This is a genomic window from Sediminicoccus sp. BL-A-41-H5 (genome assembly GCF_050632405.1).
In the GTDB taxonomy this organism is placed as follows: Bacteria; Pseudomonadota; Alphaproteobacteria; order Acetobacterales; family Acetobacteraceae; genus Roseococcus.
On the sequence record NZ_CP192601.1, the window covers coordinates 1,510,578 to 1,531,135 of the forward strand.

Sequence of the window (20,558 nt, forward strand, 5' to 3'; positions counted from 1 at the left end):
GCGCCTCCCATATGGAGGGGGCTCCCGCAAAGAAAGCCGCATGCCCAGCCCGCCGCCTCGCCTGCCCCGGACCGCCTTGCCGATCGAACTCCACGGCGCCCTGCGCAAGCTGGGCGGCGCGATCCTGCGTGGCCGCAAGCCGGCCGGCCCCGCCGCCCCGCGCGAGGAGGGCGGCCTCACCGTCGCCTCCTACAACATCCACAAATGCGTGGGCGTGGATAATCGCTTCGACCCCGGCCGCATCGCCGCCGTCATCGCCGAGCTGGAGGCCGATGTGCTGGCACTCCAGGAGGTGGATCGCCGCTTCGGCCAGCGCACCGGCCTGCTCAACGCCGCGGCCCTGGAGCGCCGCACCGGCCTCACCATGCTGCATGTCTCGGACACGCCGGGCGGGCATGGCTGGCACGGCAATGCCATCCTGGTCCGCCAGGCACGCCTCGTCCGCCTGCGCCGCCTGCATCTGCCGGGTGCGGAGGCGCGTGGCGCGCTGGTGGCCGAGCTGCAGCTCCCGGCCGGGCGCGTGCGCGTGGTCGCGGCCCATCTCGGCCTGCTGCGCCGCCACCGCGCCATGCAGGCCGAGGCCCTGCTGGAGGCGATCCGCGGCGGCAACCCCATGCCCACGCTGCTGATGGGGGACCTGAACGAGTGGCGCCCCGGCATCCCCTCCTCGCTGGTGCCGCTGGAGAGCCTGTTCGGCCCGCTCGACCCGGGCGAGCCGAGCTTCCCCTCCCGCCTGCCCTTCCTCGCGCTGGACCGCATCCTGGCCCATCCGCGGGACATGCTGGCCGGCGTGGAGGCGCATGCCTCGCCACTCGCGCGCCTCGCCTCGGATCACCTGCCGCTCAAGGCACGGGTGGATCTGCGCCGCGCGCAGGAGCGGACGCTGGCCGAGGCGGCCTGAGCTGGACCACGCTGCGTTCACAAGCGTTCACTTCGCGCGGTCCGGCCTTTGCTGAGAGGATGATTCAGCGTCTCGGCGATGCCGCCTCAACGCATCATGCTCTATCGTTCCGGCGAAATCCCCGCCGCCAGGCCGATCCGCACCGCCTCCGGCAGGCTCCGCACGCCGAGCTTCTCCATCAGATTCGCCCGGTGCACCTCCACCGTGCGCGGGCTGATGCCGAGCTCATAGCCGATCACCTTGTTGGGCTTGCCGGCGACGAGCCCGGCCAGCACCTCGGTCTCGCGCGGCGAGAGGGCCGCCACCTGCGCCTCGGCCTGGATTTCCAGCGCGCGCCGCTGGTCCGCGGTGCGCAGCGCGGTCAGCGCGCTGCCCACCGCCTCCAGGATGCGCTCCTCCGAGTAGGGCTTCTCGACGAAATCCATCGCCCCCGCCCGCATCGCACGGACCGCGAGCGGCACGTCGGCATGGCCGGTCACGATCACGACGGGCAGCATGACGCCCTGCCGGCGCAGCGCCTCGATGAGGGAAAGCCCGTCCATCCCCTCCATCCGGACATCCAGCAGGATGCAGCCCGCCTCCAGCCCCTCCGCCGCCACGGCGAGCAGCGCCTCGGCACTCGGGTAGGTGGTGGCGCGGATGCTCATGGAATCGAGCAGCATGGCGAGCGAGCGGCGCACCGCCTCGTCATCGTCCACCACATGGACCAGCCCGCCGCTCATGCCGCCAGCGCCGCCTGGCTGAGCGGCAGCTCGATGCGGATCACCGTGCCGCGCCCCTCGCCCGCCGGCGCCGAGATTCGTCCGCCATGCGCCTCGATGATGGCGCGGCAGATGGAAAGGCCGATGCCCATGCCGTTCTCCTTCGTGCTGACGAAGGGCTGGAACAGGCGCTCGCGCACCTCCGCCGGCAGGCCGGGGCCCGCATCGCGGAAGCTCAGCACGGCACGCCCCCCCTCCCTTTGCAGGCTGACGGCGATACCACGTTCGGCCAGCCCCTCGGTTGCCTCGATCGCGTTGCGCAGCAGATTGACGAAGACCTGCTGGAGCTGGACCTGGTCGGCCATCACGACGCAGCCCGAGACCGAGAGGTCGAGCGCGATCTGCGGCGCATCCGCGCCATGCGCGGCGCGGACCAGCGCCGCGCCATCGGCGACCAGCGGCCCCAGCGAGACGAGCTGCTGCTCCGTCTCGCCGCGGCCGATGAAGTCGCGCAGGCGGCGCAGGATCTCGCCCGCGCGCAGCGCCTGGTTCGCCGCCTCGCGCATCGCCTCCCGCGCGGCGGCGAGGCGGCGCTGGTCCGGCTGCTCGCCCTGCAGCATGCGCATGCCCGCGCGGAGGAAATTGCCGGCCGCCGTCAACGGCTGGTTCAGCTCATGCGCCACACCCATGCTCATGGCCGAAAGCGTGTCGGCGCGGGCGATGCGGCGCATCGCATCCTCCGCCTGGCGCAGCCGCTGCTCGGTCGCGCGGCGGCGGGTCACGTCGCGCGCCACGCCCACCAGGCCCACCACCTGCCCGGTGGAATCGCGCCAGGGCGCCTTCACCACGAAATAGATGCGCTCCTCGCCCGGGTGCCCGGGCATGGACATGCTGCTCTCGTATTCGTGGATCACGCCGTTGCGCATCACCTCGCGGTCGATCGCGGTGAGGCGCGCGGCCAGCTCGGGGTCCAGCAGGTCCTCGTCGCTGCGGTTGAGGACATAGCCCTCGGGCCGGCCCATCACGCGCGCCACCTCGCGGTTCACCATGACGTAGCGCAGCCGCGCATCCTTCACGAAGATCTCGTCGGGAACGGATTCCATGACCGAGCGCAGCAGCTGCCGGTCATCCTCCACCTCGCGCGCCAGCGCGATGGTCTGCGCCACCAGCTCGCGCGAGGCCTCGGCCTCGCGCAGCGGCGCGCGCCGCGCCTCGGCCACGGCCACGGCCAGCGCCTCGAACTCCGCCACGCGCAGGCCGCCCTTGGGCGCGCGGTCGCTGTTCAGGCCCGAGAGGGGGCGGATCAGGCGGCGGATGAAGCGGATGGTCAGCAGCGCCACCAGCAGCACGACGCCGAGCGCCAGCGCCGCCGCGTTCAGCGCGGGTTGCAGCCAGGCCGCGCGCTCCTCCGCCTCGGTGGCGGCGAGGATGACGATCCAGCCGTTCAGCGGCACGCGCTCGAAGGCCATCAGCATGGGCTCGCCCCCCGGACCCGGCGCGCGGATCACGCCACGCGCGGCGGAGCCCAGGCTCGCCATGAAGCCGGGCGGGATGGTCCAGGGCTCGGAGGCGCCATCGGCGAAGACCAGGCTCGCCACCAGGCCGGCCGGTGGCGCGATGAGGAAGCCGGCCGAGCCGAGCTGGCCGACCGGCTGGCGCAGCAGCGCCGCGAGGCGCGCGGGCAGGATGGGCATGGACAGCGCGCCCACCACCTGCCCGTCGCGGCGCACGGGGACCGCGACGCTGGCCAGGTTCTGCTCGATCCGGGGCAGCACCATGGGCTCGCGGAAGGCGGGCTGGCCGGTCCGCATCGCGCGCGCGGCGGCGCCATCCTCGAGCATGGCGGGCAGCGCGGTGCCGAGGGGCAGGCGGCTGTTCACCAGCTGGCGGCGCGGCTCCTCCCGCCGGGCGAAGATCGCGAAGCTGCCGAGCGGCGCCGTCACCTCGCGCGCCTGGGCATGGAAGGCGGCCAGCCCCGCCTCGCCGCCATCCAGATGGGGCGAGGTGGCGAGCGACTGCAGCAGCAGCACCGCCGCCTCCAGCTCGCGCTCCACGGCCAGCGCGCGGGACCGCGCACCGCTGGCCAGCAGCGCCTCGGTGTCCGACTTCAGGCGGGCCGCCAGCTCCATCGTCAGCCAGCCCACCAGCAGCAGGGTGGGCAGCAACATGAGCATGGCCAGGCGCAGCAGGTGGCGGCGCAGGCTCAGGGCCGGTCTCGGGGTGCTCATGACCGGCCGAGCATGCCAGAGCCGGCGGGCGCCGGCCAAGCGATCACGCCATGCTCAGCGCGCCGGCGTGATGCGGTCGCGCAGCAGCGCCTCCCACCGCGCCACCTCGGCCGAGACGTAGCGCTGCGCCTCCTCCGGCGTGTTCGCGACGATGCGGTCGGCGCCCAGTTCGGCCATGCGGCGGGCCATCGCCTCGGTGCCCATGGCGGCGGCGATGGCGCGCTGCAGCGCGGCCTTCACCGGGGCGGGGGTGGCGCTCGCCGTGAAGATCGCCTGCCAGACATTCATCTCGGCATCCAGGCCCACCTCGCGCAGGCTCGGCACATCGGGCAGGGCCGGGCTGCGGCCGGCGCTGGTGACGGCGAAGGCGCGCGCCTGGCCGCCACGCGCCGTCTGCACGCCGGTCAGCGCCACGTCGAAGACCATGGCGATGCGCCCGGCCGCGAGGTCGAGCGTCGCCGGCGCGCCGCCGCGATAGGGGATCTCGTTCAGCTGCAGCCCGGCCGCGTTGAGGAAGAGGAGGGCCGCCATCTGCAAGGTGCCGCCGCCGCCCGTGCTGCCATAGTCGAAGCGGCCCGGCGCGGCGCGCGCCATGGAGATGAACCCGCGCACGTCGCGCGCCGGGTGGTTGTTGGCCACCAGCATGACCATCGGCATCTCGGAGAGGATGGAGACGGCCGAGAGCGCGGTCGTGACGTCGATCGGCGCATTGGGCACGACGAGGCGCAGCACGGAGTGCGAGGTGTTGTTGATCAGCAGCGTGTGGCCATCGGGGGCCGCGCGGGCCACCACCTCGGAGGCGACGATGCCCGCCCCGCCGACCCGGTTTTCGACGACGATGGGCTGCGGCAGGTGGGCCGACATCGCCTCGGCCAGCACGCGCGCGCCCACATCGGTGGCGCCGCCGGCGGCGAAGGGCACGACGAGGCGGATCGGCCGGTCGGGCTGCCACGGCGCCTGGGCGGCGGCGGGCGAGGCGAGGGCGAAGGCGGCGAGGCCGGCCAGCAGGATGCGGCGCAGGGACATGGGTTCCTCCAGGGTTCTTGGTCCCGGGTTTAGTGGGTTTCACCCGTCTTGGGAAAGCGGCTCCAGCGCGGCCAGCCAGGCCGAGAGAAGCGGGGCCAACGCCGCGCGCCGTCCCGCATCCAGCCCCGCCACCAGGCGCGCCTGGGTCGCCACATGCGGGGCCAGCACCCCATCCACCAGCGCGCGGCCCTGGGGCGTCAGCGTGATCAGCACGCTGCGCCCATCCTCCGGATTGGGCCGGCGGCGCACCAGCCCCGCCTTCTCCAGCTGGTCCACCCGATGCGTCATGGTGCCCGAGGTGATCATCATCGTGCCCAGCAGCGCCTGAGGCGAAAGCGCGAAGGGCGGGCCCGCCCGGCGCAGCGTGGCCAGCACGTCGAAGCTCGCGAAGTTCAGCCCATGGGCGGAGAGCGTCGCCTCCATCTCGCGCATCAGGTGACGGGAGAGGCGCAGCACGCGGCCGATCAACCCCATCGGGCCGACATCGAGATCCGGGCGCTCACGCCTCCATTGGGCGAGGACGAGGTCGAGATGATCCATGCCGCCTTGTGCCGCCGGGATATCTTGAACTCAAGACAGTTTCTCTTATCTTGACGTCAAGATAATCGGACCCACCCCATGCCCCGCAGTGCAGACCTCGCCCTCACCGCCCTCGCCCCCGCCATCTGGGGCAGCACCTACCTGGTCACGACCGAGCTCCTGGGCGCCTGGGATTCGCTGGCCCTCTCCCTGCTGCGCGCCCTGCCGGCGGGGCTGTTGCTGCTGCTGCTCGTCCGGCAATGGCCCTGGGGCGTCTGGTGGGCGCGCGCGCTCGTGCTCGGCATCCTGAACTTCTCCTTCTTCTGGGTGATGCTCTTCATCTCGGCGCATCGCCTGCCGGGCGGTGTCGCGGCCACCGTCGGCGCCATCCAGCCGCTCTTCGTCCTGCTGCTGGCCGCCCCCGTGCTGGGCAGCGCGATCCGCCCCGCCGCCGTGCTGGCCGCGCTCGCCGGCATGGGGGGTGTCGCGCTGCTCGTGCTGGCGCCGGGTGCGGCGCTCGACCTGTGGGGCATCGCGGCCGGCCTCTCCGGCGCGGTGGGGATGGCGGCCGGGACGGTGCTGACGCGCAAGTGGCAGCCGCCTGTCTCGCCGCTCACCTTCACCGCCTGGCAGCTCACCGCGGGCGGGATCGTCCTGCTGCCGCTGCTGCTCTGGTGGAACCCGGAACTGCCCGCGCTCGACGCCCGCGCCGCCCTCGGCCTCGCCTGGCTTGGCCTGGTCGGCGCGGCGGGCACCTATATCCTCTGGTTCCGCGGCATCGGGCGGCTCGGGCCCGGCGTGGTGGCCCCCCTCGGCCTGCTCAGCCCGGTCTCCGCCGTGCTGCTGGGCTGGATGGTGCTGGGCCAGACGCTCACGCCGGCGCAGATGCTGGGCATGGCGGTGGTGATCGGCAGCATCGTGGCCAGCCAGTTCCTCCAGCCACCCGCCCCGGCCAGGGCGTAACCCCATGGGCTTCCTGGTGAACGGCAGCTGGACCCAGGACGACACGGCTCCGCCGCCCGCCGGCGTCTTCATCCGCCGCGACTCGCAGTTCCGGAACTGGATCACGCCCGACGGCGCGCCGGGCCCCAGCGGCGAGGGCGGCTTCCGGGCCGAGGCCGGGCGCTATCACCTCATCGTCTCCCTGGCTTGCCCCTGGGCGCATCGCGCGCTGATCTTCCGCGCGCTGAAGGGGCTCACGGAGATGATCTCCCTCTCCGTCACCCATTGGCTGATGGGCGAACAGGGCTGGAGCTTCGCGCCAGCCCCGGGCGTGGTGCCCGCCCCCATCCTCGGCGCCGCCCGCCTGCATGAGATCTACACCGCGGCGGAGCCCGGCTACAGCGGCCGCGTCACCGTGCCCGTGCTCTGGGACAAGGCGCGGCAGCGGATCGTGAGCAACGAATCCGCCGAGATCATCCGCATGCTGAATTCCGCCTTCGACGGAATCGGCGCCATCAACAACGGCGTGTACCAGGCGGGTTTCGCCCGCAGCCAGGCCGCCCATGACGCCGCCATCGGCCCCCTCTTCGACATGCTGGCCGAACTCGAGGCGCGCCTCGCCCGCTCACGCTACCTACTGGGCGCAGTGCTGACGGAGGCCGATTGGCGGCTCTTCACCACGCTGATCCGCTTCGATGCCGTCCATGTCGGGCATTTCCGCTGCGACCGCCGCCGCATCCTGGACCACCCGAATCTCTCAGCCTGGCTGCGCGAGCTCTATCAATGGCCGGGGATCGCGGCGACGGTGGCTTTCGACCACATCCGCCGCCATGACTATCTCAGCCACAGGCAGCTGAACCCTTCCGGCATCCTGCCGGTGGGGCCGGAACTGGACCTCCTCGCGCCACATGGGCGCGATCGGCTGACCTGATTTCGGGGAGAATGGGGCGATCGACGGGACTCGAACCCGCGACATCCAAGACCACAACCTGGCGCTCTACCATCTGAGCTACGACCGCCGCACGGCGCGCTGGATAGGCCCGGCAGGGCGTTTGCGTCAACCCGCGCCCAGAACAGCCCGGCCCCGCGCCGTCAGCCGGACCTGCGCCCTGGCCAAGCGCCCCACCCCGGGCGCGATCCCGACCAGGCCGCCCGGCAGCGCATCCTCCCGGGCGGGAAGCCGCGGGCCGGAGTTGCGCCCGCCCTCCATCGCCTGGCCGTGGCCGCGCGGCTCGGGGGCGATGGCGGTCATCCGGCGACGCGCTGCGCGCCCTGACGGGCTTCCATCCAGCTGCGGATGCGGGCCAGCGCCTCGCGCAGCACGCGTTCATTCTTGCAGAAGGCAAAGCGGGCATAGTGGTTGGGCGGATTCTCGCCTGCATAGAAGGCGGTGACCGGGATCGCCGTCACCTTCGCCTCCTCGGTCAGCGTGCGGCAGAACGCCACGTCATCGCCGGTGAAGCCGATGGAACGGATGTCGGCCGTCACGAAATAGCTGCCCATGGCCGGCAGCACATGGAAGCCCAGCTCCGCGAGGCCTGCTGCCAGGATGTCCCGCCGCGCCGCCAGTTCGCTGCCCAGCGAGGCGAAATAGGCATCGTCCTTGGCGAGGCCCACCGCCACCGCGCGCTGCAGGTTGGGCGGCGTGGTGAAGGTGAGGTTCTGGTGCGCCTTCGCGACATTGGGCTGCAGCGCCCGGTCACAGGTCACGTAGCCCACCTTCCAGCCGGTCAGGTTGAAGGTCTTGCCCGCGCTGCCGATGCGCAAGGACCGCTCGCGCATGCCCGGCAGCGTCATCAGCGGGATGTGCTTCCAGCCATCATAGGTCAGGTGCTCATAGACCTCGTCGCAGATGGCGTAGCAATCATGCCGCGTCACGAGATCGGCGATGAAGGCGAGTTCGGCGGCGGTGAAGACCTTGCCGGTCGGGTTCATCGGCGTGTTGAACAGGATGGCCTTGGTCTTGGGCCCGAAGGCGGCGGCGAGTTCGGCGCGCGGCAGCTCCCACTTGGGCGGGCTGAGGCGGACGATGCGCGGGATGGCGCCGAGCAGCTTCACCGTCGGCACATAGGTGTCATAGAGCGGCTCGATCAGCACGACCTCGTCGCCCGGGTTCAGCACGGCCATCAGGCTCGCGGTGATGGCCTCCGTGGCGCCCGAGGTGACGACGATTTCGGCATTGGGGTCCACCTCGATGCCGTAGAAGCGCTTGTTGGCGGCGGCGACGGCCTGGCGCAGCTCCGGCACGCCGGTCATCGGCGGATACTGGTTGCGACCATCCATCAGCGCATCGGCGGCGGCCTTCAGCACGTCGGGCGGGCCGTCGTAATCCGGGAAGCCCTGGCCCAGGTTGATCGCGCCATGCTGCACGGCCAGCGCCGACATGACGGTGAAGATCGTCGTGCCCGTGGCGGAGAGCAGCTCATTCATCGGCTTCATCGGCGGCAACCCTGGATGCGGAGGGAAAAAGGTCTCGCGCTTTAGCATGGCCCCACCCCCGGGGCCACGCAAGGATCGGCGAGGGTGACTGCCTTGATCGGCGGCAGCCTGCCTCCAATTCGGGCTGCGCCGGGGTCGGCCCCGGCTCGAACCCCCCGAGGGCACGATTGCGCCCTCTGGCCGCCGCGTGCAAAAGGCAGTCGGCTTCACGGGCGGCGGCAAGGATGACCGCCCGGAGCTGAACGGGAAACGTCATGGGCCCCCGTTACGCCCAGACACAGACATGTTGGATGCGATGAAAAAGATCGAGGCCATCATCAAGCCCTTCAAGCTCGACGAGGTGAAGGACGCCCTGCACGAGATCGGCCTCCAGGGCCTGACCGTGCTCGAGGCGAAGGGCTTCGGCCGGCAGAAGGGCCATACGGAGCTCTATCGCGGCGCCGAATATGTCGTGGACTTCCTGCCCAAGGTGAAGATCGAGGTGGTCTGCGCCGATGACATGCTGGAGCGCGCGGTGGAGGCCATCCAGGCCGCGGCGCGCACGGGGCGCATCGGCGACGGCAAGATCTTCGTGTCCGACATCGCGGAAGTGATCCGCATCCGCACCGGCGAACGGGGCGAGGACGCGGTCTGAGGTTTCACCGTCCCCATCCGAAGGGGGCGGGATGGTTTCGCCGCACACCGGCTCTGGGGGCGTCCCTGGCCGGCGATGCGGCGCCCTGCGGGAGACGCCCGCGGGGAAAATTCCCTAGGGACGCAGGCAACAGGACAGAGACGACATGGCGATGAATTCCCCCGAGGCAGTCTCCAAGGTCATGGAAATGATCAAGGAGAACAGCGTGGAGTACGTGGACTTCCGCTTCACCGACCCGCGCGGCAAGTGGCAGCACACCGCTCAGCACGTCTCCACCGTCGAAGAGGAAACCTTCGAGGAAGGGATCATGTTCGACGGCTCCTCGATCGCCGGCTGGAAGGCGATCAACGAGTCCGACATGATCCTGATGCCGGACGCGGCCTCGGCCTGCATGGACCCCTTCTCGGCCAAGCCGCAGCTGATCCTCTTCTGCGACATCTATGAGCCCTCGACCGGCCAGCGCTACAACCGCGACCCGCGCTCGACCGCCAAGAAGGCCGAGGAGTATCTGAAGAGCACGGGCATCGGCGACACCGCCTTCTTCGGCCCCGAGGCCGAGTTCTTCGTGTTCGACAACGTGAAGTTCGGCACGGGTGGCAATTTCGGCCACTTCTCGCTCGACAGCATCGAAGGCCCCGGCGCCTCGATGAAGGACTTCCCCGAGGGCAACATGGGCCATCGCCCGGGCGTCAAGGGCGGCTACTTCCCGGTGAACCCGGTGGACAGCGAAGTCGACCTCCGCGCCGAGATGCTCTCGACCATGATCGAGATGGGCGTCGCCGGCGAGAAGCACCACCACGAGGTGGCGCAGTCGCAGCATGAGCTGGGCACCAAGTTCGGCACGCTGGTGACGCAGGCCGACCACATGCAGATCTACAAGTATGTGATCCACAACGTCGCCCACAGCTACGGCAAGTCGGCCACCTTCATGCCGAAGCCGATCTATGGCGACAACGGCTCGGGCATGCACGTCCACCAGTCCATCTGGAAGGACGGCAAGCCGGTCTTCGCGGGCAATGGCTATGCCGACCTGTCCGAGACGGCGCTCTACTACATCGGCGGCATCATCAAGCACGCCAAGGCGCTGAACGCCTTCACCAACCCGCTGACCAACAGCTACAAGCGCCTGATCCCGGGCTTCGAGGCCCCCGTGCTGCTGGCCTATTCGGCCCGCAACCGCTCCGCCTCCTGCCGCATCCCCTACGCGACGAGCCCGAAGGCCAAGCGCGTCGAGGTCCGCTTCCCGGATCCGGGTGCGAACCCCTACCTGGCCTTCGCCGCGATGATGATGGCGGGCCTGGACGGCATCAAGAACAAGATCCACCCGGGCGACCCGATGGACAAGGATCTGTACGACCTGCCGCCGGAAGAGCTGAAGGATATCCCGACGGTGTGCGGCTCGCTCCGCGAGGCGCTGGGCGCGCTCGCCGCCGACCACGACTTCCTGCTGGCCGGCGACGTGTTCTCGAAGGACCAGATCGAGAGCTACATCGAGCTGAAGTGGGGTGAGGTGTATCGCTTCGAGCACACGCCGCACCCGGTCGAGTTCGAGATGTATTACAGCGTTTAATTCGCCCTCAGGCGCCGGGCGCGCGCTCCGCGCGCTTGGCTTCGCGCCGCGTCGGTGGCGCTAGGCCAAACGGTTCACCTGGGCGCGCCGGCCGCATTCGCGGCCGGATCCTTCGAACCCGTCGCCAGACATGGCGGCGGGTTTTGCGTTTCTGGACCCCAGACGCCGGGCGCGCGCTCAGCGCGCTTGGCTTCGCGCCGCGAAAGTGACGCGGGGCCAAAAGGTTCCTCCGGGCGCGCCGGCCGCATCCGCGGCCGGACCCTTCGAACCCGTCGCCAGCCATGCCGTGACAGCCGGCTTTCCGACCCGCCATTGGGCCGCCGCGCATTCGCCGCTAGGCTCGCGCCATGACCGCGCCCTGGCCCCTCTCGCTCGCCGCCCTCCATGTCTGGCCGCTGCGCATCCCGCTGCACCACCCGCTCCGCCTGGCCAGCGAGACCATCACCCATGCCGAGACCCTGATCATCGAGGCGCAGGACGATGAAGGCCGCTCCGGCTGGGGCGAGGCCTCCGCCGCCCCCACCATGACGGGCGAGGTGCTGGCCGGCATGGCCGAGGTCGCGCGCCGCTACCTCGGCCCCGCCCTTCTCTCCGCCCCCTTCGCCGCACCCGCCGAGATCGCCCACCGGCTCGACCGCGCCATCCGCTCCAACACCGGCGCGAAATGCGCGACCGAGGCCGCCCTGCTCGACCTCGCCGCCCGCCGCGCCGGCCTGCCCCTCTGCGACTTCCTCGGCCAACGCAAGCGTGACACGGCCCCCTGCATCGCCATGATCGGCGGCGCCACGGATGATGCCGTGCTGGAAGCGGCGCTGGCCGCCCAGGCCCAGGGCTTTCGCCACATCAAGGTGAAGCTCGGCCTGCGCCCCGAACCCCGCGCCGATGCGGCCATGATCCGCCGCCTGCGCGCCGCCCTCGGGCCGCAGGCCCATCTCTCCGGCGATGCCAACATGGCCTGGACGCTGTCGGCCGCCCGCGAATTCCTCGCGGAACTGCCCGAGGGCACGCTCGACTACCTCGAACAGCCCCTGCCCGATGACGACAAGCCCGGCCTCACGCAGCTCGCCGCCCGGACCACCTGCCCGATCTGCATTGACGAGGGGCTGCATCACCTCTCCGACATCCCCGCCTATCGCGGCATCGCCGCGGGCTTCGGGCTGAAATCCATCAAGCTTGGCGGCCTGCTGCCCACCCTCGCCGCCGATGCGCTGGCGCGCGAGGCGGGGATGCGGACCACGCTCGCCTGCAAGATCGCCGAGACCGCGATCGGCAACGCGGCCGCGCTGCACCTGTCCGTGCTGGCGCCCGAGATGGAGTGGGGCCTCAGCCTGACCCACGGCATGATCGCAGCCGACATCACCGAGACGGGCCTGCCCTTCGAGCGCGGATCCGCCCGCCTCCCCAGGGGCGCCGGCATCGGCGTGGATCCGGACCGTGGGAAACTTGCAACCCATGCGATTTTATCCAGGGCTTAACACTCGTCCAGGTTGCGATCACCGGACAGCTTGGGCATAGCATTCCACCGCCCGGTTTGCGGACCGCGGCGTCATGCCCGCAAGCGGAAAGGCAAGGCCAAGCAGATGCTGATCTCCCTGGAGCCGCGTTCCATCGTCCAGCGTCAGAAGGCGAGCCTGACAGCGGCGGAACATGGCGCCCTCCTGCTGGCCGAGGGCGCGGGCGCGGGCCATCAGTTCGTCGTTTTCCAGCATCCCGAACTGCAGCGCGCGCTGCTGCGGCTGCGGGTGCGCCTGCAGCCCCTCGAGGGCGCCGCGGCGGATTTCTGCCTCGCGCATGACGGGGGCAAGCTGATCGCCCGCGTCGGGCGGGATGGCACGCTGCATGCCCCTCCCGGGCCCGAGTTGCTGGAAGCCGCGTGCGAGAGGGACGCGGGCGGGGCGCTGAACCTCGACCTGCGCTTCCGCAACTTCAGCCCGTCCCTGCAACTCGGCCTCGGCAAGCCGGGGACGCGCTACGCTGGCTCCGGCCAGCCGCAATTCGCCCTCCACGATCTCCGCATCGAGGCGCTGGAGCGGCGCTGGCTTCCCTCCCCCGCGGACGGGCTGGTCGTGCTGCAGACCGGGCTCGCCTCGGACCCGGCCTGGGCGCCGCATCAGGACGGCCTGCGTCTGATCCTGTGCCATGCCGAGGAGGAGGCGGGACAGGCCGCGCTGGCCGCCGTGCCGGAGCCGGGCCGCCATGTGCTGCTCACCACCACCCTGTCCAACCGCAATGGCGCGGCCCGGTTCAACATCACCCGCGATCCGTCGAAGAGCTCCCTCTTCGATCCCGATCTGCGCCGCCTGAAGCCCTTCGCCAACGCCGCCGGCTTCGAAGTGACCGGCGAGGCGAAGCTCCCGCTGGCGCGCTATGACACGCTGAGCCGCCAGCAGCAGCTTCCGCCGCCCGACCTGCTCCGGATCGGCGCCGCCGGCGCGGAATATGACGTCCTGCGCGGCTGCGGCGACATCCTCGACCGTGTGCTCGCCGTCGAGGTGCGGGTGAACATCTACCCGCTCTATCGCAAGCAGAAGCTGTTCGGCGACGTGACCGACCTGCTGGACAGCCACGGCCTCGCCCTGCGCCGCCTGAAGCCGGAGCCCGTGGCCGCGACCGCGCATGAGATGACCGGCGCGACCGCCTATCTGACCCGCCGCAAGGTGGAGGGGGCGGCGCTCGACAAGGTCGCCTTCATCGAGGAACTCTGGGGCGTTTCCTGGGCCCGCTGAGTGGCGCCACGCGGCGCTCCGGTCGCCCGCTTGGGTCTTTCGGGCGCTGATGCCATCCTGCCGCGACGCGGACCGCCGAATTCGGGGCAGGTCGCGCATCGGACGGAAAAAGGACCAGGGTACGCATGGAACAGATGGCAGGCTTCGCGCGGATCGCAGCCGAGGGCGCCGCGGCGCATGGGCCGGAGGAGGCGCTCTATGCCATCACGCGCGCCATTCCCGCGCTGCTGGGCGACCCCTCGGCCGCGCTTCGCCCCAACGCCTTTCGCGAATCCCCGCCGCCCGCGATCGGCGCCGCGGCCGTCGCCTTCATGGTCACGGCCGACAGGCAGCACCACATGATCACGGCGCCGGTGAATTTCGCGCCCGAGCAGTATCACGAGCTGGTGGACATCAAGCTCGGCCATCCGGGCGAGGTGGCGAAGACGCGCCAGCCCATGCTGCTGCGCGACACCGCGCTGCATGCGAGCTTCGTGAAGATCCTGCAGAGCTTCCGCGCGGGTTCCTCGATGTTCGCGCCCATCCTCTGGCAGGGCGAATATCTCGGCGTGCTGATCTGCGCCAATGCCGCGCGCAACAGCTTCGGCGAGGCCGACCTCATCGCCCATCGCGGCTTCGCGGCCCTGGCCGCGAGCCTGTGGGTCGCCCATGACGGGCCGGCCTGGATGGCGGCGCAGGATCTGACGAACCTGCCCCGCCGCAGCGTGGGGACGTAACGCCCTACTCTTCCAGGATGGCCACGGCGCGCACCGGGCTGCCGGTGCCGCCACGGATCTTGAGCGGCATGGCCAGGAAGCGGAAGCGGCCCTTGCCCACCACCTTGTCCATGTTGATCACGCCCTCGTAATGCGTGAAGCCCATGTCGCGGCAGACATGGTGCACCTCGAAATTGTTGCGCCCCGGCCGGCCGGGACTCACCGATTCCACGGCGAAGGCGGTGATGCCCTTGGCACCCAGCCAGGTGGCACTTTCCTTCGTCAGGCCCGGGAAGTCGGTGATGTAGCCCTCGGTGCCTGCCGCGCGCTTGTAGAAGCCGGTGTAGAGCAGCACCGTGTCCTTCGGCTTGATGCTGACGCCCGCCGCCCTCTCCGCCGCCTCCAGATGCGCGATCGTGATGTCGGTCTTGTCCGGCACATGGGTGAGGTCGAGGCAGAGCGCCTCGGTGAAGAAGGTCTCCAGCGGCATCTGGTCGATCGTCAAGGCACCCGGCGTCTCGTCGAAATGCACGGGCGCATCCACATGCGTCCCGCCATGGTCGCCCATGTGCAGCACCATGGTGGCGGAGGAGAACTCATAGCCATCCACCACGCGCTTCTCGTCATGCGTGCTGAAGGGATAGACCTCGATGGTCGGATGGTTGGGCAGGCGCTGCGCCTTGTGGTGAAGCTCGCGGCTCAGATCGATCAATTTCATGGACGTCCTCCACATCATGGAGCGCCACTATGCGACTCCCACGGCATGGGACAATCCCGTAGCTTGCGTGGGCGCGCATCCGTGCCAAGCTCAAGCCTTCATGGTGAAGGAGAGAGCCCATGCGTCGCTGGTTCCTGGCCCTGGCCATGCTGCCCAGCCTCGTGCTGCCGGCGGCGGCACAAAGCTTCCCGGACCGGCCGATCCGCATCATCGTCCCCGTCAATCCGGGCGGCGGCACCGACATCTTCGCCCGCGCGCTGCAGGAGATCATTGGCAACTCGCTGGGCCAGCCCATCATCGTCGAGAACCGCCCGGGCGCGAGCGGCACCATCGGCGTGCAGCAGGTGGTCGAGGCGCGGCCCGACGGGCACACGCTCGGCTTCGTCTGGAACACGCCCATCACCTCGGCGCCGCACACGCTGGGCGCCCGCTACACCATCCAGTCCATCGCGCCGGTCTTCCAGGTGGGCTACTCGCCCTTCGCGCTCTGCGCGCGGCCGGATTTCCCGGCGACCGACCTCACCAGCATGATCGCGGCCATCCGCGCCCGGCCCAACACCTACACCTGGGGCAATGAGGGCCTGGGCGGCGTGATGCATCTCGGCGTCGAGCGCATCCTCCGCCAGCTCAACCTGCAGATGACGACCGTGCCCTTCCAGGGTGCCGGGCAGACGCTGCCGGCCTTCCTGGGCGGGCACATCACCTTCTTCGGCGGTTCGCTCGTCGGCGCCATGCCGGCGGTGCGCGCGGGCACGGCGCGCTGCTACTTCCTCACCACGGTGGGCGGCAACCCGGCCGCGCCGGAAGGCTCGGGCGTCGGCAGCCTCGGCCTGCCGGAGATGGCGATCACCATCTGGTGGGGCATGATCGCGCCGCAGGGCATCCCGGCCGACCGCATGGCGAAGCTGACCGAGGCCTTCACCAACGCCGCCCGCACGCCGCGCTTCCAGGAGGTGATGCAGGCGCAGGGTGCGATCTTCGACCTGAAGGTGGGCGATGCGATGGGCCGCGCGATGGTGGCGGAATACAACGCCCTGGGTGAGGTGGCGCGCAGCCTCGGGCTGCAAAAACAGTAAGCCTCCGGCGGCTGGGGCCGAGAGGCCCCAGACCCCGGAAATGAGCGCTACAGCCTTTCGTCGGGCGGCGCGATGACCGTGGCGAGGTCGCGCAGCAACATCTTGTTCGGCAGCGGCGCGAGCCGCATCTCGCGCGGCTCCAGCCGCGCCGTGCAGGCATAGATGACGCGGCCATCCAGCAGCATCATGCACTCCTTGCACGCATTGGCGTTCAGGCAGGCATAGCGGAAGGCCAGCGTCGCATCAGCACTCACGCGCAGCCGCCGCAAGCCATCCAGCACCGATTCCCCCGGCTCGAACTCCAGCTCGAACCGCTCCTCGCGCGGCGTCTCGCCAGGACCGCCACGCTGGATCAGCAAGGCCGCGCGCATCATGCCGGCACCGCCTGGCGCGAGAGGCTCAGCCCTTCGCCGCGCAGCACCTGGTTCACCCGCCATTCCTCGCGCATCTCGGGGAAATCCTCGCGCTGATGCGCCCCGCGGCTTTCCTCCCGCGCCCGCGCCGCACGGATCACCGCCGCCGCCACCAGCAGCATCTGCCGCAGGTCCAGCCAGTCGAGCCGCGCCAGATCATGCGGCTGGCCGGGCAGGCCGGGCGGTGCTTCGCCCAGCTCCGCCTGCAATTCCGCGACGGCCGCCGCCGCGCGATCGAGCCCCGCCGCCGTGCGGAAGGGCCCGACATCGGCCGACATCACGCGCTGCAGCCGCGCCACCATCGCCGCCGTGTTCACGGCCCGCCCCGACGCGCGCAGCAGATCGAGCGCATCCCCCGCCGAGAAGCCGCGCACCGGTCCCTTCGCCGCCACCCGCGCCGCCTCCCGCCCCGCCGTGCGGCCATAGGCCAGCGCCTCGGTGATCGCATTGCCCGAGAGCCGGTTCGCGCCATTGGCGCCGCCCACCGCCTCGCCCGCCGCAAGCAGGCCGGGCACATCGGTCCGCATCCGCGTGTCCACACGCACGCCGCCCATGTGGTAATGCGCGATGGGCGAGACCTCGATGCAGTCGCGCGTCAGGTCGATGCCGTTGGCGGCGAGCTTGTCCACCACCGGCCCGAAGGCCGCGCGCAGCTCCGCCTCCGGGATATGCGTGAAGCTGAGCCAGGCCCCGCCATGCGGCGAGCCGCGCCCCGCCTCGTTCTCCTTGGTGATCGCATAGGTCGCGAGGTCGCGCGTGGTGCTGTAGCGCCCCTGCTCCGCATCGCCGCCCCAGCGGTCCAGGAAATCCTCCATGGCACCGTTGAGCAGCCGCCCGCCCAGCTTGTAGCGGAAGGGGTCCCACATGATCGGGTCCATCCCGATCAGCCGCGGCGCCAGATGCCCGATCGGGAAGAATTGCACGAATTCCATGTCCACCAGCGTGGCCCCCGCGCGCAGCGCCAGCGCATAGCCATCGCCCGACATGTTGGCGCTCGCGCTGTTGCGCGCATACAACCGCGTGAGGCCGCCGGTCGCGATGATGGTGGCGGGTGCCGCGATGGTCAGCGCCTCGCCGCTCGCCACATGCAGGGCCACGGCGCCCGTCACCGCGCCCTCCCGCACGACGAGATCGGTCACCGCCACCTCGCCGAGGCGCCGGATCGCCGGGCCCACGCGCTGCACCTGCGCGCGCAGCGTGCGGGAGACGGCGGGGCCCGTGTTGAGGAAATCCACATAGACGCAGCGCGCGCGGTCATGCCCCGGCGCCTGCACGGCCGCGAAGCCATCCCCGGAGCGCGCCCAGCCCACGCGCCACTCCTCCATCTCGAGGATGCATTCCGCCCCCGCCTCGCAGAGCAGCGCGGCGAGCGCGGGGTCCGCAAGGCCGCGCGCGGCGGTCAGCGTATCCGCCAGGTGGTGCTCCCAGTGATCGCCCGCGCCCACCGCGGCCGCCACGGTCATCTGCGCCATCACGGTCGCGCCGCCACGCCCGATCAGGCTGCGATCCAACAGCAGGACGCGCTCCGCCCCCTGCCGTGCCGCCTCGATCGCGGCATACATGCCGGCCCCGCCCGCGCCGATGATCAGCACATCGGCTTCCAGATGCGTCACGCGTTCCACTCCCTCATCGCGGTGCGAGGTTAGACCTCGCAGCGGGATACGTCAGTCCAGGCGGATGTTCTCGCTGCGGACCACGTTGCCCCAGGCCTCCTGCTCGGAGCGCACCAGCGCGGCGAGGGCCGCCGGCGTCGTGTGCTCGGGCACCGCGGCCTGGGCGCGGAAGACGTCGATCATGGGTTGCGTGGCCATGGCCGCCGCCATCGCCTGGTTCAGCCGGGCCACCACGGGGGCCGGCGTGCGCCCGGGCGCGAAGATCGCCTGGATGATGCTCGTCGTCAGCGGCACGCCCTGCTCCTGCAGGGTCGGCACGTTCGGCAGCAGCGGCAGCCGCTGGGGCGAGAGCGTGGCCAGCACGCGCACCCGGCCATCGCGCGCCAGCGCCTCGGCCGCACCCGCCGGCATCACCATCGCATCCACCTGGCCCGCCGCCAGCGCCTGCTGCGCGGGCGCGGCACCCGTGAAGGGCACGTGCAGCATCTCCGCGCCCGCCGCGAGGCCGATGCGCAGCATGGCGATCTGCGAGGTGCTGCCCACACCCCAGCTCGAATAGGTCAGCGCACCGGGCCGCGCCTTGGCGGCCGCGACGAAGGCGCGCAGATCGGCGATCTCGCGCTGGCTCGGCCCCACGGCGAGGGCCAGGGGAACGCGCGTCAGCAGGCTGATCGGCTCGAAATCGGCATTGGCGTCATAGGGGATGTTGCGCATCGCGGCCGGGTTCACCGCATGCGTGTCGGTGACGCCCAGCAGCAGCGTCAGGCCATCCGGCGCCGAGCGCGCGACGACGCCGGCGCCGATGCTGCCATTGGCGCCCGCCCGGTTCTCCACCACCACCGTCTGGCCGAGCGTGGTGGTCATCCCCTGCGCCAGGCTGCGCGCCAGGATGTCGCTGATGCCGCCTGGATTGAAGGGCACGACGATTCGCACGGTGCCGGCCGGAATGGTCTGGGCGCGCGCGGCGAGCGGCGCGGCCAGCAGCGAGGCGGCAAGGATGGGAAGGCGACGGCGTGAGAGATGGATCAAGGCGGGTCTCCTGAGCGGATGATGGCGCGAGCCAAGCAATCCGCGCGCCAGGGCCGGCGCGGCCCATGCGGCGGCGTGGCTTCCGGGCGGGCTGGCGTGAAAGCGGGCGAGCCTCTCCGCGCCCTGCCCGGATTTCAGGCATGGCCGGGCTGGTGCACGCCGGGGCGCCCCGCGGAAGTGCTTGCGGCCGGCGGCGCTGGCGCGCATATGACGCCGCGTTCACATTCCCCGCCTGGAGGCCTCGCCCATGGTCACGCTGTCCCGCCGTTCCGCCCTCGCCGCGGGCACCGCCATCCTGGCCGCGCCGAATGTGGTCCGCGCACAGGCCGCGCTGCGCCTGACGCTGCCCTGGCTCGCCCAGGGTTCGACGGCCTATGCCTTCATCGCGCGCGAGATGGGCGCCTTCTCCCGCCGCGGCCTGAACGTGGAGGTCACGCGCGGCTTCGGCTCCGTCGCCGCCGCCCAGGCGCTGGCCCAGGGCCAGTTCGACTACGCCATCATCGGCGCCGGCCCCATGATCCTCGCCGCCGCGCGCGAACTGCCGGTCGTCGGCATGGCGACGGTGAACTATGACATGACCATGGGCATCGCGCTGCGCGCCGACAGCCCGATCCGCACCGCGAAGGACCTGGAGGGCAAGCGCATCGGCGCCGTGCCGACCAGCGCGGAATTCCCCTTCTGGCCGGCCTTCGCCCGCCGTGCCGGCATCAACCTGCAAAGCGTGACCATCCAGCAGATGGACAACCGCGTGCTGGAGCGCTCGCTGATCGACCGCCAGGTGGATGCGATCACCGCCATCGGCTCCTCCACCATCCCGGTCATGCAGGCGCAGAACGCCGCGCACCGCTTCATCCCCTATTCCTCGGCCGGGCTGAACTTCTACGCCAACGTCATCTGCACCCGCCCCGAGGTGCTGCAGAACCGCGCCGCCCAGGCCGAGGCCGTGACCGACGCCCTGCTGGAAGCCGCCGCCCTGCAGCTGCGCGAGCCCGAGCGCGCGCTCGACATGTTCATCCGCCAGGTGCCCGAGATCGGCATCACCTCCGGCGGGCGTGAGAATGCGCGCCTCTCCCAGGGCCTGATGCAGGCCACGATGCTGGCCCCCGAGGCCATCCAGAACGGCCTCGGCTGGACCGACATGGCCAAGTGGAACGCGATGACCGACCTCGTCATGGAGTTCGGCGCGCCGGCCGACGCCAAGCGCCCCAGCACGGAGGCCATCATCTCCAACCGCTTCGCCGGCCGGGTGAAGCTGACCGAGGCCGAATGGGCCGCGCAGCGCACCCGCCTCGCCCCCTTCGGCGCGATGCTGGGCTGATCGCGCCCCC

The 20,558-nt window shown here is 71.0% G+C and carries 20 protein-coding genes and 1 tRNA gene; 10 read left to right on the forward strand and 11 right to left on the reverse strand.

Annotated elements, in window-relative coordinates; all coding sequences use genetic code 11:
- Window positions 1–40: 40 nt before the first annotated feature.
- On the forward strand, window positions 41–901 hold the full coding sequence (locus ACQ860_RS07605) for an endonuclease/exonuclease/phosphatase family protein (RefSeq protein ID WP_431302786.1): 861 nt from the start codon (window positions 41–43) through the stop codon (window positions 899–901).
- 101 nt (window positions 902–1,002) lie between these two features.
- Here ACQ860_RS07605 and ACQ860_RS07610 read toward each other — a convergent pair whose 3' ends face one another.
- Genes ACQ860_RS07610 through ACQ860_RS07625 form a run of 4 tightly spaced genes read right to left on the reverse strand, consistent with a single transcriptional unit; the run spans window position 1,003 to window position 5,396 of the window.
- Window positions 1,003–1,623, reverse strand: coding sequence for a response regulator transcription factor (locus tag ACQ860_RS07610; RefSeq protein ID WP_431302787.1), 621 nt, complete (start codon window positions 1,621–1,623; stop codon window positions 1,003–1,005).
- Window positions 1,620–3,830, reverse strand: coding sequence for a sensor histidine kinase (locus ACQ860_RS07615; RefSeq protein WP_431302788.1), 2,211 nt, complete (start codon window positions 3,828–3,830; stop codon window positions 1,620–1,622). Before ACQ860_RS07615 ends, ACQ860_RS07610 begins: the two co-directional genes overlap by 4 nt.
- Before the next feature lie 54 nt (window positions 3,831–3,884).
- The gene (locus ACQ860_RS07620; RefSeq protein ID WP_431302789.1) at window positions 3,885–4,856 is read right to left on the reverse strand and encodes a Bug family tripartite tricarboxylate transporter substrate binding protein; all 972 of its coding nucleotides are present in this window, start codon (window positions 4,854–4,856) and stop codon (window positions 3,885–3,887) included.
- Window positions 4,857–4,895: 39 nt separating this feature from the next.
- Complete coding sequence (locus tag ACQ860_RS07625) at window positions 4,896–5,396, reverse strand: MarR family winged helix-turn-helix transcriptional regulator (RefSeq protein WP_431302790.1); 501 nt, start codon at window positions 5,394–5,396, stop codon at window positions 4,896–4,898.
- Between the two features lie 78 nt (window positions 5,397–5,474).
- Between ACQ860_RS07625 and ACQ860_RS07630 the strand changes: the two genes are divergently transcribed.
- Window positions 5,475–6,338 (forward strand): EamA family transporter, encoded by an 864-nt coding sequence (locus ACQ860_RS07630; protein ID WP_431302791.1) that lies wholly within the window; start codon window positions 5,475–5,477, stop codon window positions 6,336–6,338.
- 4 nt (window positions 6,339–6,342) lie between these two features.
- Complete coding sequence (locus ACQ860_RS07635; RefSeq protein WP_431302792.1) at window positions 6,343–7,248, forward strand: glutathione S-transferase family protein; 906 nt, start codon at window positions 6,343–6,345, stop codon at window positions 7,246–7,248.
- A 12-nt stretch (window positions 7,249–7,260) separates the two neighbouring features.
- Here the strand turns inward: ACQ860_RS07635 and ACQ860_RS07640 are convergent.
- The 3 genes from ACQ860_RS07640 to ACQ860_RS07650 form a co-directional block, all read right to left on the reverse strand.
- Window positions 7,261–7,336 (reverse strand) — tRNA-His (locus tag ACQ860_RS07640).
- 38 nt (window positions 7,337–7,374) lie between these two features.
- A complete protein-coding gene (locus tag ACQ860_RS07645) occupies window positions 7,375–7,569 on the reverse strand; it encodes a hypothetical protein (RefSeq protein WP_431302793.1) in 195 nt (64 codons plus the stop codon).
- Complete coding sequence (locus ACQ860_RS07650; RefSeq protein WP_431302794.1) at window positions 7,566–8,756, reverse strand: aminotransferase; 1,191 nt, start codon at window positions 8,754–8,756, stop codon at window positions 7,566–7,568. The genes ACQ860_RS07645 and ACQ860_RS07650 overlap by 4 nt, the downstream gene beginning before the upstream one ends.
- A gap of 295 nt (window positions 8,757–9,051) precedes the next feature.
- Here ACQ860_RS07650 and ACQ860_RS07655 point away from each other — a divergent pair, with 295 nt between their 5' ends.
- The 5 genes from ACQ860_RS07655 (at window position 9,052) to ACQ860_RS07675 (ending at window position 14,402) form a co-directional block, all read left to right on the forward strand.
- Window positions 9,052–9,390: a P-II family nitrogen regulator gene (locus ACQ860_RS07655; protein ID WP_213616975.1), complete on the forward strand. Its 339-nt coding sequence runs from the start codon at window positions 9,052–9,054 to the stop codon at window positions 9,388–9,390.
- A gap of 145 nt (window positions 9,391–9,535) precedes the next feature.
- Window positions 9,536–10,960, forward strand: coding sequence for a type I glutamate--ammonia ligase (gene glnA / locus ACQ860_RS07660; protein ID WP_213616973.1), 1,425 nt, complete (start codon window positions 9,536–9,538; stop codon window positions 10,958–10,960).
- 347 nt (window positions 10,961–11,307) lie between these two features.
- Window positions 11,308–12,435 carry a mandelate racemase/muconate lactonizing enzyme family protein gene (locus tag ACQ860_RS07665; protein WP_431302795.1) on the forward strand — a complete coding sequence of 376 codons (1,128 nt, stop codon included), beginning with the start codon at window positions 11,308–11,310 and terminating at the stop codon, window positions 12,433–12,435.
- A 105-nt stretch (window positions 12,436–12,540) separates the two neighbouring features.
- Window positions 12,541–13,686: a hypothetical protein gene (locus ACQ860_RS07670; protein WP_431302796.1), complete on the forward strand. Its 1,146-nt coding sequence runs from the start codon at window positions 12,541–12,543 to the stop codon at window positions 13,684–13,686.
- 125 nt (window positions 13,687–13,811) lie between these two features.
- Complete coding sequence (locus tag ACQ860_RS07675) at window positions 13,812–14,402, forward strand: GAF domain-containing protein (RefSeq protein WP_431302797.1); 591 nt, start codon at window positions 13,812–13,814, stop codon at window positions 14,400–14,402.
- A gap of 4 nt (window positions 14,403–14,406) precedes the next feature.
- Here the strand turns inward: ACQ860_RS07675 and ACQ860_RS07680 are convergent, their stop codons facing one another.
- Window positions 14,407–15,099, reverse strand: coding sequence for a cyclase family protein (locus tag ACQ860_RS07680; RefSeq protein WP_431302798.1), 693 nt, complete (start codon window positions 15,097–15,099; stop codon window positions 14,407–14,409).
- 119 nt (window positions 15,100–15,218) lie between these two features.
- On the opposite strand from ACQ860_RS07680, the gene ACQ860_RS07685 reads away from it, so the two are divergent.
- A complete protein-coding gene (locus tag ACQ860_RS07685) occupies window positions 15,219–16,175 on the forward strand; it encodes a Bug family tripartite tricarboxylate transporter substrate binding protein (protein ID WP_431302799.1) in 957 nt (318 codons plus the stop codon).
- Between the two features lie 47 nt (window positions 16,176–16,222).
- On the opposite strand, the gene ACQ860_RS07690 is transcribed toward ACQ860_RS07685, so the two are convergent.
- The 3 genes from ACQ860_RS07690 to ACQ860_RS07700 are packed head-to-tail and all read right to left on the reverse strand — an operon-like array spanning window position 16,223 to window position 19,230.
- Window positions 16,223–16,549, reverse strand: coding sequence for a 2Fe-2S iron-sulfur cluster-binding protein (locus tag ACQ860_RS07690; RefSeq protein ID WP_431302800.1), 327 nt, complete (start codon window positions 16,547–16,549; stop codon window positions 16,223–16,225).
- Window positions 16,546–18,201 carry an FAD-binding protein gene (locus ACQ860_RS07695; protein WP_431302801.1) on the reverse strand — a complete coding sequence of 552 codons (1,656 nt, stop codon included), beginning with the start codon at window positions 18,199–18,201 and terminating at the stop codon, window positions 16,546–16,548. Before ACQ860_RS07695 ends, ACQ860_RS07690 begins: the two co-directional genes overlap by 4 nt.
- 51 nt (window positions 18,202–18,252) lie before the next feature.
- Window positions 18,253–19,230: a Bug family tripartite tricarboxylate transporter substrate binding protein gene (locus ACQ860_RS07700; RefSeq protein WP_431302802.1), complete on the reverse strand. Its 978-nt coding sequence runs from the start codon at window positions 19,228–19,230 to the stop codon at window positions 18,253–18,255.
- A 247-nt stretch (window positions 19,231–19,477) separates the two neighbouring features.
- On the opposite strand from ACQ860_RS07700, the gene ACQ860_RS07705 reads away from it, so the two are divergent.
- Window positions 19,478–20,548 (forward strand): ABC transporter substrate-binding protein, encoded by a 1,071-nt coding sequence (locus tag ACQ860_RS07705; RefSeq protein WP_431302803.1) that lies wholly within the window; start codon window positions 19,478–19,480, stop codon window positions 20,546–20,548.
- Window positions 20,549–20,558 lie beyond the last annotated feature (10 nt).